We start from the raw sequence: 12,530 nt of genomic DNA on the forward strand, positions 1-12,530 counted from the left end.
GCCCGTGGCTGCGCCCGGCCACCACCGGGTGCGCGGCCCGGGCGGCCTTGGCCCGGTACTGGGCCGCGTCGGCGAGCCGGAAGAGCCGGTCGGAGGTGGTCACAGGGCCGATCGAGTCGCCGGTCGAGGCGATCCCGCAGGCCACCCCCTCCCCGTCGGCCAACTGCAGCGCCTTCGCGCACAGCTCCTCGGCCACCGCCACCACCTCGTCCGCCTTCTGCCCCTGCGCCAGCAGACAGAACTCGTCCCCGCCGAGGCGGGCGGCCAGGGAGCCCGGCAGCTTGGCACCGGCCATCGAGAGCTGCCCGGCGAAACGTTCCAGCAGCCGGTCGCCCATCTCGTGGCCGTGCAGGTCGTTGATCCGCTTCAGCCCGTTGACGTCGCAGACCACCAGCGTGACCACGGTGTTGTCCCGGTTGTGGTCGGCCAGCGCGCTCTCCAGCCGGGCGTCCACCGCGCGCCGGTTCGCCAGCCCGGTGAGCGGGTCGGTGAAGGCCAGCCGGCGCAGGTCGGCCAGCCGCTCGGTCTGCGCCAGGCCGGCCGAGATCTGGGCCGCCAGCAGGGTCGCGTACTGCGCGTCCGCCTCGGTGAAGAGCGGCAGTTCGGCGCCGCGGGCCAGGTAGAGCTCACCCCAGGCCTGCCCGTGCAGCACGATCGGCGCCACCAGGCAGCAGGTCCGCCCGCGCCGGCGCAGTCCGGCGGCGCGTTGCTGGCAGAACGCGCCGGCGCCCGGGTGCGCGTACCCGCCGTAGCCGGCGTGCTCGGCCGGGACCAGGTCCTCCGCCGTCTGCACCCAGGCCCTGGGCAGCCGCCCGGTGCTCCAGTGCTCATCCAGGTAGGTGACGATCTCCGGGAAGTCGGCCACCGGATACGACTCGTCCTCGGGGATCTCCTCCTCGCCGGCCGCCAGCTGACCGTGGTTGACCAGCACCCGCAGTCGCCCGGACTCGCGGTCCCAGACCGAGACGGCGGCCATGGTCGCCTCCAGCGCGCCGGTGGCCCGCACGGCGGCGGCCCGCACGGCCTCCAGCGCGCTCTGCGCGCCGGCCATGTCCTGGGCCAGCTCGACCACCGCCTGTAGCCGGCGGTCCAGGCCGATGGCCGTCACCTGGTCCAGCCGCTCGGCCCGCTCCTCGGCGTCCGCGCCGCTCCCGCTCCCCCGGTCGCCCCCGTCGCCGTGGGCGCCGCTCCGGTCGCCCCCGAGGCCGCCGGTGTCTCCCAGCTCCGCCATCACCTGCGCACCGCCCACGTTCACCCCTGCCGCTGAATCCGGTACTCCCGCGTTCGGGACCAGACTAGGAGGGATTGCCGAGGATATGCCCGGTTTACCGGAAATGCCCGGAATCCACGCGATTGAGCTGCTATCGTGCCGACTTTGCCCGGCGCTACCGTGCCGGCTTCGCCCGGCGGCTCAGCAGCCACGGCTCGACCAGCCCGAGCCCGCGCACCGGGCGGCGCCACATCGCCTGCAGCTGGAAGCGCGGCGCCCCCGCCGCGCCCGCCGCGCGACCCATCGAGCCCAGCGGCACCCCGGAGTGCGCCGCGAGCGCGTCCGCCAGCTGCGCCTGGGTACTGCCCGTCCCGTCCGCCGCGCCCTGCGCGGCCGCCCCGGCCTGCTCCAGCGCCGCCGCGAACTCCCCGTCGATCAGCACGGCGTCCCGCTGCGCGATCGAGGTGAGCCGGCTGGCCAGGTTGACGGTGGTGCCGAAGACGTCGCCCATCCGCGAGGTGACCGTGCCGAACGCCATGCCGACCCGCAGGGCCGGGATGTTCTCCTCGTCGGTCAGCGTCTCCACCAGGCTGAGCGCGATCTCGGCCGCGGTCACCGGGTCCTCGGAGACGAAGAGGATCTCGTCGCCCAGGGTCTTGATCAGCCGCCCGCCCTGACCGGCGATCAGGTCGGCGCAGGTGGACTCGAAGGTCTCCACCAGCTCGCCGAGCTCCTCCTCCTCCAATCGCCGGGACAGCCGGGTGAAGCCGACCAGGTCGGCGAAGCCCACCGCGAGCCGGCCGCTGGTGATCTCGGTGTCCTCGGCCGCCTGCACCACCCGTCCGGTGACGGCGGCCAGCTGCCGGCGCCAGACGTAGATCAGGAACTGCTCCAGTTCCGGCAGCAGCAGCTCGACCAGCGGGTAGGCCACCTCGGCCCTGGTCAGCCCCGGTTCGGCGGCCTGGGTCAGGTTCTCCAGGAAGGTGTCCATCTGCCAGCCGGCCAGCCGGGCGGTGGTCTGGCCGGTGGAGCGGGCCACCTGGATCGCCATCGACTCGTTGATCAGCCCGGACTCCACCAGACCGGCCAGCCGGCGCAGCGCGATCACGTCGCCGTCGTTGAGCGCCCGCTGCTGGCCGATGTCGGGGAAGCCCATCGCACGCCAGAACCGGGTGGCCAGCTCCATCGGCACCTCGGCGGTGCGGGCCGCCTGATAGGGGGTGTACCGGCGCGGCGCCCCGAGGATCAGCTCCTCCAGGTCGAGCGCGACGGTGTGGTCCGCCTCGTCGGGGCCGTCACCGCCCCGCGCGATGTCGTCCGGCCCGAGCCCGCCGTCGTCCTCTGCCACCGGTCCGTCCCCGTGCGGTCGCCGCACTTGCCGTTGAGTTCCCGTCCTTCGTGAGGCACTCCGCCGCCCGGGGACGTGGCGCGCCTCACACCGTTGCCAGGTGGAATGGTCGCACGGAATTCGCCGATCCGGGGCATCCGGACCTGACGAACCCGCGTCGCGACGCCGTCGAACCGGTGCTCAGCCGGTGCGCGGCTGGGGTCGCAGATGCACCACGTCGCCCGCGCCGACCGACTGCCGCGCGCCGTCCACGCCGCGCACCACCAGGCGCCCGTCGGCGTCCAGCGCGACCGCCTCGCCGCGCAGTTCACGCTCCCCGGGCAGTTGCACCACGACCTGGCGCCCCAGCGTGGTGCAGCGCCGGGTGTAGGCCGCCAGCAGCCCGCTGGTCTGCGGGTCGCCGGCCGCCGCCTGCCACTCGCCGTACAGCTCGGCGAACTCGCGCAGCAGCGCGCGCAGCAGGGTGGTGCGGTCGGTGACCTCGGCGCCGACCAGCGCGAGCGAGGTGGCGGTGGGCACCGGCAGCTCCTCCTCGCGCAGCGACACGTTCAGCCCCAGGCCCGCGACCACGGCCTCGCCGGTCAGCTCGGTGAGGATGCCGCCGATCTTGCGCTCCTCACCCGCGTGCTCGACCTGTAGGTCGTTGGGCCACTTCAGGCCGACCTCCACCCCGGCCACCCGGTGCAGCGTGGCGGCCGCCGAGACGCCGACCAGGATCGGCAGCCAGCCCAGCCGCTCGCGCGGCACGGAGGGACGCAGCAGCAGCGACAGGAAGAGGCCGGACCGGGCCGGGGCGCTCCACCTGCGGTCCAGCCGGCCGCGCCCGGCGTTCTGCCGCTCGGCGATCAGCACCGCGCCCTCGGCGGCGCCGTCCCTGGCCCGGGCGGTCAGGTCGCTGTTGGTGGAGCCGGTCTCCTCGACCACGTCGAGCGCGGTCCACAGGCCACCGGGCAGCAGCAGGTCGTGGCGCAGCACGGCGGCGTCCAGCGGCGGGCGGTCGAGGTCGGTCCAGGGTGACGGGCCGTCGTGGCCGAAACCACGCAGTCCGCTGCGGCGGGGACGATCTGGCTCGGTCATGGCCCTAGCGTATGGGGGGCGAACGGGCCGGCCCCAGGCCGACCCATCGTCCCGCAGAAACGCTGATTAACACACTGTGTCGCTGGCCATAACGCGAAGGGCGCGGGGCTGGCTACGCTACCGGACGGTAGTCCTCGGCATCGTCCGGTTCGGACTCCCCCACCCTCCAACGCGCCTCTCACGTGAGGAACTCCACGGGATGACCGACGTGCCCACCGACCAGTCGCTGGACCCGCACACCACCGCCGGCAAGCTCGCCGACCTGCGCCGCAGGATCGACGAGGCGGTGCACTCCGGCTCCGCCGCGGCGGTCGAGAAGCAGCACGCCAAGGGCAAGCTGACAGCCCGTGAGCGGGTGCTCGAACTGCTCGACGAGGACTCCTTCGTGGAGTTCGACGAATTCGCCCGGCACCGCTCGACCAACTTCGGCCAGCAGAAGAACCGGCCGTACGGCGACGGCGTGGTCACCGGCTACGGCACCGTGGACGGCCGTCAGGTCGCCGTCTTCGCCCAGGACTTCACCGTCTTCGGCGGCTCGCTCGGCGAGGTGTTCGGCGAGAAGATCGTCAAGGTGATGGACTTCGCGCTGAAGACCGGCTGCCCGGTGATCGGCATCAACGACTCCGGCGGCGCCCGGATCCAGGAGGGCGTGGTCTCGCTCGGCCTGTACGGCGAGATCTTCCGCCGCAACGTGCACGCCTCCGGGGTGATCCCGCAGATCTCGCTGATCCTGGGCCCGTGCGCGGGCGGCGCGGTCTACTCGCCGGCGATCACCGACTTCGTGGTGATGGCGGACCAGACCTCGCACATGTTCATCACAGGGCCCGACGTGATCAAGACGGTGACCGGCGAGGACGTCGGCATGGAGGAGTTGGGCGGCGCCCGCTCGCACAACACCAAGTCCGGCAACGCGCACTACCTGGCCGCGGACGAGAAGGAGGCGATCGAGTACGTCAAGAGCCTGCTCTCGTACCTGCCCTCCAACAACCTGAGCGACCCGCCCGGCTTCCCCGAGGAAGCGGACCTCACGGTGACCGAGCAGGACCTCGAACTCGACACGCTCGTGCCGGACTCGGCGAACCAGCCGTACGACATGCACACCGTGATCGAGCACATCCTGGACGACGGCGAGTTCCTGGAGACCCAGCCGCTGTACGCCCGCAACATCATCACCGGCTTCGGCCGGGTCGAGGGCCAGCCGGTGGGCGTCGTCGGCAACCAGCCGCTGGACCTGGCCGGCTGCCTGGACATCGCGGCCAGCGAGAAGGCCGCGCGCTTCGTGCGGACCTGCGACAGCTTCAACATCCCGGTGCTCACCTTCGTGGACGTGCCCGGCTTCCTGCCGGGCACCGGCCAGGAGTGGGACGGCATCATCCGGCGCGGCGCCAAGCTGATCTACGCCTACGCCGAGGCCACCGTGCCGCTGATCACCGTGATCACCCGCAAGGCCTTCGGCGGCGCCTACGACGTGATGGGTTCCAAGCACCTGGGCGCCGACCTCAACCTGGCCTGGCCCACCGCGCAGATCGCCGTGATGGGCGCCCAGGGCGCGGCCAACATCGTCTACCGGCGCGAGCTGGCCGACGCCGCGGCCGCCGGCGCCGACGTGGACGCCCGCCGGGCCGAGCTGGTCGCCGAGTACGAGGACACCCTGCTCAACCCGTACCTCGCCGCCGAGCGCGGCTACGTGGACGCGGTGGTCGCGCCCTCCGAGACCCGCCGGCACATCGTGCGCGGGCTGCGGGCGCTGCGCGGCAAGCGCGAGGTGCTGCCGCCCAAGAAGCACGGGAACATCCCTCTGTAGGGCTCGCCCCACCTCCCCGCCGAGCGACTGGGCTGCGACGCAGCGGAGGGTGGGGGTGGCCGAGGAACGAGGCCGCACCCGCCCGCAGCGCAGGAGCAGCCCACCAAGCGGCCCTGTGAACGGAAAGGACCCGATGATGCCCCCCATCCAGGTGCTGCACGGGCAGCCGACCCCCGAGGAGCTGGCCACCGTCCTGGCGGTGGTCCAAGCCCGGGCCGCCGCCGGCGCGGCCGCCGCCGAGGCGGCGCGTCGCTCGGCGAGCGGCCCGGCCTCCCCGTGGACCGACCCCGCCCGGCGCGTCCGCGCCACCCCCCGCCCCGGCGCCCACGCCTGGCGGACCTCCGGTTGGGCCCACTGACCGACCGGCCGGCGTAGGGCCGCGCTCCGCTGCCCTACGCTGGCCCGCATGACCGATCGCCGTACCCTCGTGCTCGCCTCCGCCTCCCCCGCCCGGCTCGGGCTGCTCCGCCAGGCCGGGTTGGACCCCCGGGTGATCGTCAGCGGAGTGGACGAGGACGCGCTGAGCGCCGCCACCCCCGCCGAGCTGGCCCTGGTGCTCGCCGAGGCCAAGGCCGCCGCGGTGGCCGCCGACCTGACCGAGGGCGAGCTGGTGATCGGCTGCGACTCGGTCCTCGAACTCGACGGGCAGGCGCTCGGCAAGCCCGCCGACGCCGCCGACGCGCTGGCCCGCTGGCGCTCGATGCGCGGGCGCAGCGGCGTGCTGCGGACCGGGCACTGCGTGATCGACTCCGCGAACGGCCGCCAGGTGTCGGCCACCGCCTCCACCACCGTGCACTTCGCCGAGCCCGACGACGCCGAGCTCGAGGCCTACGTGGCCAGCGGCGAACCGCTGCACGTGGCCGGGGCGTTCACCCTGGACGGGCGCTCGGCCCCGTTCGTCCGCGGGATCGAGGGCGACCACGGCAACGTGATCGGCCTGTCGCTGCCGCTGCTGCGCACCCTGCTGGCCGATCTAGGGGTGCGGATCACCGATCTCTGGGGTTGAACCATGGGCCCCTACGCCACCGCGCCGCTAGGCTGGCGCCGCCAGTCAAGGGGGAGGTCGGTGGCGATGACGGACCAGCTGTTGAACATCATGATCGGCCTGCTCACCAGCGCGATCGGCGCCGGCCTCGGCTGGCTGGCCCAGTCGCTGCGCCGCCGCCGGCGGACCGAGCGGCGCCGGGCCTTCTTCGGCATGCCCGCGGGCACCGACTGCCTGCTGGTGGTCAACCGGCAGGCCAGCGCGAAGACGACCAGTGTGCACCGCGACGACGTCTCCGCGCTGATGGAGCTGGCCGTACTGGTGAACTCCTGCGGTGCCCGACCGCAGATCATGGCGCACGACGAGGTCCGCCAAGGCCTCGGCGACAAGGCCGAGTTCTGTGTCGGCGGCCCGAGCAGCAACGACCGGACGGCGGCGCACCTGGGCTGGCGACTGCCGGGCGTGCGCTTCGACCACGAGCGGGACGGCGCCGGGGCTGCGAACCACACGATCGTGGTCGGCGAGCAGGAGTTCCACCTGGTTCACGACAGCCGGGACGCCCCCGGCTGGAGCTACGCCCTGCTGGCCAGGCTCGACCCGGGCGGCGGCGGTCGGCCGGTCTTCCTGATATCCGGTCAGGTCGCCATCGCCAACCACGCCGCGGTCCGCTATCTGGTCTCGCACGAGCGGCAGTTGACCCGGCGCCACGGCGCGCACGGGACCTTCGCACTGATCCTTCGGGTGGTCAACCCGACCAGCTACGGCCCGGACGTGGTCGAGCAGTTCGCCGACGTCACCAGCGCCGCCGCGGCGCCGGCCGCCGGCAGCGGGAGCGCCGGATGACCCCGCCCTGTGGTGAACGCCACGGCCCCGCCGGCCGGCCGCCCGGGCGGTCGAGACTCCCGCTAGCAACCGGGCGTACCGTTGCCACCTGCGGCCCTCCCGCTCCGTGCGCACATGATCACGATGTGCGTCACGCTCCGTGTGGGCAAGCTCACCACCAGGGGCTACTCGCCGGTACCACCTCCTGATCCCTAAACTCCATCGAGGTTCAAGAAGGGAGCCACAGTGCGCAAGGTGCTCATCGCCAACCGCGGAGAAATCGCCGTCCGCGTCGCCAGGGCCTGCTCGGATGCTGGAATCGCCAGTGTCGCCGTCTACGCCGAGCCCGACCGGGACGCGCTGCACGTCCGCGCGGCCGACGAGGCCTACGCTCTCGGCGGCGACACCCCCGCGACCAGCTACCTGGACATCGCCAAGGTCCTCAAGGCCGCCGCGGACTCGGGTGCGGACGCCATCCACCCCGGCTACGGCTTCCTGTCGGAGAACGCCGACTTCGCCCAGGCCGTCATCGACGCCGGGCTGACCTGGATCGGCCCGCCGCCGCAGGCCATCCGCGACCTCGGCGACAAGGTCACCGCCCGGCACGTCGCCCAGCGCGCCGGCGCGCCGCTGGTGGCCGGCACCCCGGACCCGGTCGCCGGGCCCGACGAGGTCATCGCCTTCGCGACCGAGCACGGCCTGCCGGTCGCCATCAAGGCGGCCTTCGGCGGCGGCGGGCGCGGCCTCAAGGTCGCCCGCACGCTGGAGGAGATCCCGGAGCTGTTCGAGTCCGCGGTCCGCGAGGCCGTCGCCGCCTTCGGGCGCGGCGAGTGCTTCGTCGAGCGCTACCTGGACAACCCGCGGCACGTCGAGACCCAGTGCCTGGCCGACCAGCACGGCAACGTGGTGGTCGTCTCCACCCGTGACTGCTCGCTGCAGCGCCGTCACCAGAAGCTGGTCGAGGAGGCGCCCGCGCCGTTCCTGACCGAGGAGCAGAACGCCGAGCTGTACCGGGCGTCCAAGGCGATCCTGCGCGAGGCCGGCTATGTCGGCGCCGGGACCTGCGAGTTCCTGGTCGCCCAGGACGGGCTGATCTCCTTCCTGGAGGTCAACACCCGCCTGCAGGTCGAGCACCCGGTGACCGAGGAGGTCACCGGCATCGACCTGGTCCGCGAGATGTTCCGGATCGCCGACGGCGAGGAACTCGGCTACGACGACCCCGCCATCCGCGCGCACTCCTTCGAGTTCCGGATCAACGGCGAGGACCCGGGCCGCGGCTTCCTGCCCGCGCCCGGCACGGTGACGCTCTTCGCGCCGCCGTCGGGCCCCGGCGTGCGGCTGGACGCGGGCGTGGAGACCGGCTCGGTGATCGGCCCCGCCTGGGACTCGCTGCTCGCCAAGCTGATCGTCACCGGCCGCGACCGCAAGCAGGCCCTGGAGCGGGCCAAGCGCGCGCTGGCCGAGTTCAAGGTCGAGGGCATGGCCACCGCCATCCCGTTCCACCAGGCGGTCGTCGCCGACCCGGCGTTCGCGCCGGAGACGCACGGCTCCGAGGGCCCGTTCAGCATCTACACCCGCTGGATCGAGACCGAGTTCGACAACACCATCCCGCCGTTCACCGGCGGCGCGGCCGAGGGCGAGGAGCCGGACGGCCGGGAGACCGTGGTGGTCGAGGTCGGCGGCAAGCGGATCGAGGTCTCGCTGCCCGCCTCGCTGGGCGTCGGCTCCGCGCCGGCCGCCGGTGCGGCCACCGCGGGCAAGGCCAAGCGCCGGGTGGGCAGCAAGAAGGCCGGCGCCGCGGTCAGCGGTGACACCCTCGCCTCGCCGATGCAGGGCACCATCGTCAAGGTCGCCGTGACGGAGGGTCAGCAGGTCGCCGAAGGCGAGCTGATCGTCGTCCTGGAGGCCATGAAGATGGAGCAGCCGCTCAACGCCCACAAGGCCGGCACCATCGTCGGCCTCAAGGCCGAGGTCGGCGCGAGCGTCAGCAGCGGCGCCGCCCTCTGCGAGATCAAGGACTGACCGGGATCAAGGACTGACCCGGAGCGCCGTCGCGGACTGACCGAGCGTCGGTCCGCGGCGCCTCGTGGCCCGCTGGTTGCTCGTCAACCGGCGGGCCACACCGCGTTCACGGCCGCCCGGCGGCCAGCGGCCGGAAGGCGTGCGTCCCAGGCCGGCGCTGACCGGGCAGCGGGGCCGCGGCGGGCTGCGGCACACCGGGAACCCGGCGGGCCACCCCTGGCGGTGGCGGCTGCGGGTGCCGGTCGGGCCCCGGAGCGGGGTGGCCCGGTGGCTCGGCGGCCAGCCCCAGCGGGGCGATCGAGATCTGCACCCCGCAGTCGGCCAACGCGTCCAGCTCGCGGGCGGTCGGGTCGTGGCCCGCCGCGTGCTCGTCGGTGACCAGGCGGGTGATCGCATCCGTCGGCACGGTCTGGAACATGGTGTCGGTGCCCAGCTTGGTGTGGTCGGCCAGCACGATCACCTCCGCGGCCGACTGCACCAGCGCCCGGTCCACGCTCGCCGAGAGCATGTTGGTGGTGGAGAGCCCGCGCTCGGCGGTCAGGCCACTGCCGGAGATGAAGGCCTTGGAGACCCGCAAGCCGTGCAGCGACTGCTCGGCGCCGCTGCCGACCAGAGCGTAGTTGGACCCGCGCAGCGTGCCGCCGGTCATCACCACCTCCACCCGGTTGGCGTGCGCGAGCGCCTGGGCGACCAGCAACGAGTTGGTCACCACCGTCAGGCCCGGGACCCGGGCCAGGCGGCGGGCCAGCTCCTGGGTGGTGGTACCGGCGCCGATCACCACCGCGTCGCCCTCGTCGACGAGCGTGGCCGCGAGGTCCGCGATCGCGCTCTTCTCGGCGGCGGCGAGGTGGGTCTTCTGCGGGTAGCCGGGTTCACGGCTGAAGCCTCCGGGGAGCACCGCGCCGCCGTGCCGGCGGTCGAGCAGCCCTTCGGCCTCCAGCGCCCGGACGTCCCGGCGGACGGTGACTTCGGAGGTCTGGACGACACGGGCCAACTCGCGGAGCGACACGGCTCCGTTGGCCCGCACCATTTCGAGGATCAACTGGCGACGTTCTGCAGCAAACACAGAACCGACGGTAACCCCCCTGACCGTCCGCTTTCAGGCGTTTGCCGCTAGTAACAGGAACTACTCACCTTCCAGCGGCGCATGACCGTACAATTCGCGCCGCCGCACCCCCGCGCACCCTCCGCCGTCAGGACGAAGCGCCCGCGCATACGGGTGAGCAGGTCAGGATTCGCTCTCCGCCCGCTTACGGATGTGCAGCTGGCGGGCCGCCTCGGCGGTGGAACCGGAGAGCGAGGGGTAGACCGTGAAGGCGCCCGCGACCTGCTCGACCGTCAAGTTGTTGTCCACCGCGAGCGAGATCGAGTGAATCAGCTCGCTCGCGCGCGGCGCGACCACCACGCCGCCCACCACGATGCCGGTGCCCGGGCGGCAGAAGAGCTTCACGAAGCCGTCCCGGATGCCCTGCATCTTGGCCCGCGGGTTGCCGCGCAGCGGCAGCTTGATCTCGACGGCGTCCATCTTTCCGCAGGAGACGTCCGCGGCGGTGTAGCCGACGGTGGCGATCTCCGGGTCGGTGAAGATGTTGGAGGCGATGGTCTTCAGGTTCAGCGGCTGCACCGCGTCGCCCAGCGCGTGGTACATCGCGATCCGGCCCTGCATCGCGGCCACCGAGGCGAGCATGAAGACGCCGGTGCAGTCGCCGGCCGCGTAGACGCCGGGGGCGCTGGTGCGCGAGACCCGGTCCACCACGATCTGGCCCCAGTCGTTGAGCTTGACCCCGGCCTCCTCCAGGCCCATGCCCGCGGTGTTGGGGATCGCGCCGATCGCGATCAGGCAGTGCGTGCCGGTGATCACCCGGCCGTCCGACAGGGTCACCTCGACCCGGTCGCCGACCCGCTTGGCGCTCTCGGCGCGCAGCCGGCTCATCACGTTCATGCCGCGGCGGCGGAAGACCTCCTCCAGCACCTCGGCGGCGTCCGGGTCCTCGCCCGGCAGCACCCGGTCACGGCTGGAGACCAGGGTGACCTTGGAGCCCAGCGCCTGGTAGGCACCGGCGAACTCGGCGCCGGTGACGCCGGAGCCGACCACGATCAGCTCGCGGGGGAGCTCCTCCAGGTCGTAGACCTGCTTCCAGTTCAGGATCCGCTCGCCGTCGGGACGGGCGTCCGGCGCCTCCCTGGGGTGCACGCCGCTGGCGACCAGCACCGCGTCGGCGCGCAGCGACTGGGTGCTGCCGCCGACGGCCTCCACGAGCACCTCGCGCGAGCCGTCGGCGGCCTGGCCGCCGGAGCCGAGCCGGCCCTTGCCGCGCAGCACGGTGACGCCGGCCCGGGTGACCGACTGGGTGATGTCGTGCGACTGGGCGATCGCCAGCCGCTTGACCCGTCGGTTGACCTTGCCGAGGTCGACGCTGATCGCCCGCTCGCCGCCCTCCCCCTCCGGGCGGTCGCAGGCGAGCCTGATGCCGAGCTCCTGGTAGGAGGCGTCGAAGCCGGTCATCACCTCGGCGGTCGCGATCAGCGTCTTGGACGGTACGCAGTCCGTCAGCACCGCCGCCCCACCCAGACCGTCGCGGTCGACGACGGTCACCTCCGCGCCGAGCTGGGCCGCCACCAGGGCCGCCTCGTATCCGCCGGGTCCGCCACCGATGATCACGATCCGAGTCACGTGCACCATTGTCCCGCACACCGAGTTCGAAGCGAGCACCGGCCCGTTGAATTGTCCGGATCACCGAACGGCCGCTCGAGCCGCCGGGCCCACCCGGCCTTGATCGGTTGACCAACTCCCGTAGGCTGACGCCCATGTCGCTCTACGCCGCGTACGCCACTAATCTCGACGCCCGGCAGATGAGCCGGCGCGCACCGCACTCCCCGCTGCGCGGGACCGGCTGGTTGGACGGCTGGCGGCTGACCTTCGGCGGCGAGCAGCTCGGCTGGGAAGGCTCGCTGGCCACCGTGGTCGAGGACGAGAAGGAGCAGGTCTTCGTCTCGCTCTACGACGTGGCGCCGATGGACGAGGAGGGCCTGGACCGCTGGGAGGGCCTGCAACTCGGCATCTACCGCAAGATCCGGCTGCGCGCGCACACCCTGGACGGGGAGGTGCCGGTCTGGACCTACGTGCTGAACGACTACGAGGGCGGGCTGCCGGCCGCCCGCTACCTCGGGCTGATCGCGGACGCGGCGGAGAGCGCGGGCGCGCCGGCCGACTACGTGCTGGATCTGCGGCGCCGACCCTGCTGACGGTGCGGCCCGGACA

General features: G+C 73.0%; 10 protein-coding genes and 1 pseudogene. 6 read left to right on the forward strand and 5 right to left on the reverse strand.

Going from position 1 to position 12,530, the window contains the following annotated elements:
• Positions 1 to 10: 10 nt before the first annotated feature.
• The 3 genes and pseudogenes from P3T41_RS31340 to P3T41_RS31350 form a co-directional block, all read right to left on the reverse strand.
• A pseudogene (locus P3T41_RS31340) lies at positions 11 to 1,099 on the reverse strand (sensor domain-containing diguanylate cyclase); the annotation flags it as partial.
• A gap of 286 nt (positions 1,100 to 1,385) precedes the next feature.
• The gene (locus P3T41_RS31345) at positions 1,386 to 2,522 is read right to left on the reverse strand and encodes an adenylate/guanylate cyclase domain-containing protein (protein ID WP_280693997.1); all 1,137 of its coding nucleotides are present in this window, start codon (positions 2,520 to 2,522) and stop codon (positions 1,386 to 1,388) included.
• 216 nt (positions 2,523 to 2,738) lie between these two features.
• Positions 2,739 to 3,635, reverse strand: a complete 897-nt coding sequence (locus P3T41_RS31350; protein ID WP_280693965.1) for a biotin--[acetyl-CoA-carboxylase] ligase — start codon at positions 3,633 to 3,635, stop codon at positions 2,739 to 2,741.
• Between the two features lie 199 nt (positions 3,636 to 3,834).
• On the opposite strand from P3T41_RS31350, the gene P3T41_RS31355 reads away from it, so the two are divergent.
• The 5 genes from P3T41_RS31355 to P3T41_RS31375 all read left to right on the forward strand — a co-directional run bounded on the left by P3T41_RS31355 (position 3,835) and on the right by P3T41_RS31375 (position 9,268).
• A complete protein-coding gene (locus P3T41_RS31355; RefSeq protein ID WP_280693966.1) occupies positions 3,835 to 5,439 on the forward strand; it encodes an acyl-CoA carboxylase subunit beta in 1,605 nt (534 codons plus the stop codon).
• Between the two features lie 133 nt (positions 5,440 to 5,572).
• A complete protein-coding gene (locus P3T41_RS31360; RefSeq protein ID WP_280693967.1) occupies positions 5,573 to 5,797 on the forward strand; it encodes an acyl-CoA carboxylase subunit epsilon in 225 nt (74 codons plus the stop codon).
• Between the two features lie 48 nt (positions 5,798 to 5,845).
• Positions 5,846 to 6,445 carry a nucleoside triphosphate pyrophosphatase gene (locus P3T41_RS31365; RefSeq protein WP_280693968.1) on the forward strand — a complete coding sequence of 200 codons (600 nt, stop codon included), beginning with the start codon at positions 5,846 to 5,848 and terminating at the stop codon, positions 6,443 to 6,445.
• A 66-nt stretch (positions 6,446 to 6,511) separates the two neighbouring features.
• Positions 6,512 to 7,267: a hypothetical protein gene (locus tag P3T41_RS31370; RefSeq protein WP_280693969.1), complete on the forward strand. Its 756-nt coding sequence runs from the start codon at positions 6,512 to 6,514 to the stop codon at positions 7,265 to 7,267.
• Positions 7,268 to 7,492: 225 nt separating this feature from the next.
• Complete coding sequence (locus P3T41_RS31375; RefSeq protein ID WP_280693970.1) at positions 7,493 to 9,268, forward strand: biotin carboxylase N-terminal domain-containing protein; 1,776 nt, start codon at positions 7,493 to 7,495, stop codon at positions 9,266 to 9,268.
• Between the two features lie 106 nt (positions 9,269 to 9,374).
• Here the strand turns inward: P3T41_RS31375 and P3T41_RS31380 are convergent, their stop codons facing one another.
• Positions 9,375 to 10,334 carry a DeoR/GlpR family DNA-binding transcription regulator gene (locus P3T41_RS31380; protein WP_280693971.1) on the reverse strand — a complete coding sequence of 320 codons (960 nt, stop codon included), beginning with the start codon at positions 10,332 to 10,334 and terminating at the stop codon, positions 9,375 to 9,377.
• 162 nt (positions 10,335 to 10,496) lie between these two features.
• Positions 10,497 to 11,951, reverse strand: coding sequence for an NAD(P)H-quinone dehydrogenase (locus P3T41_RS31385; protein ID WP_280693972.1), 1,455 nt, complete (start codon positions 11,949 to 11,951; stop codon positions 10,497 to 10,499).
• A 125-nt stretch (positions 11,952 to 12,076) separates the two neighbouring features.
• Between P3T41_RS31385 and P3T41_RS31390 the strand changes: the two genes are divergently transcribed.
• The gene (locus P3T41_RS31390) at positions 12,077 to 12,514 is read left to right on the forward strand and encodes a gamma-glutamylcyclotransferase (protein ID WP_280693973.1); all 438 of its coding nucleotides are present in this window, start codon (positions 12,077 to 12,079) and stop codon (positions 12,512 to 12,514) included.
• Positions 12,515 to 12,530 lie beyond the last annotated feature (16 nt).

The sequence above is a fragment of the Kitasatospora sp. GAS204B genome, assembly GCF_029892155.1.
Classification (GTDB): domain Bacteria; phylum Actinomycetota; class Actinomycetes; order Streptomycetales; family Streptomycetaceae; genus Kitasatospora.

What these genes read in the sequence shown, in the direction of transcription:
- P3T41_RS31350 (WP_280693965.1), bottom strand. Translation starts at nt 3,635, where the DNA reads ATGACCGAGCCAGATCGTCCCCGCCGCAGCGGACTGCGTGGTTTCGGC.
- P3T41_RS31355 (WP_280693966.1), top strand. Translation starts at nt 3,835, where the DNA reads ATGACCGACGTGCCCACCGACCAGTCGCTGGACCCGCACACCACCGCC.
- P3T41_RS31360 (WP_280693967.1), top strand. Translation starts at nt 5,573, where the DNA reads ATGATGCCCCCCATCCAGGTGCTGCACGGGCAGCCGACCCCCGAGGAG.
- P3T41_RS31365 (WP_280693968.1), top strand. Translation starts at nt 5,846, where the DNA reads ATGACCGATCGCCGTACCCTCGTGCTCGCCTCCGCCTCCCCCGCCCGG.
- P3T41_RS31370 (WP_280693969.1), top strand. Translation starts at nt 6,512, where the DNA reads ATGACGGACCAGCTGTTGAACATCATGATCGGCCTGCTCACCAGCGCG.
- P3T41_RS31385 (WP_280693972.1), bottom strand. Translation starts at nt 11,951, where the DNA reads ATGGTGCACGTGACTCGGATCGTGATCATCGGTGGCGGACCCGGCGGA.
- P3T41_RS31390 (WP_280693973.1), top strand. Translation starts at nt 12,077, where the DNA reads ATGTCGCTCTACGCCGCGTACGCCACTAATCTCGACGCCCGGCAGATG.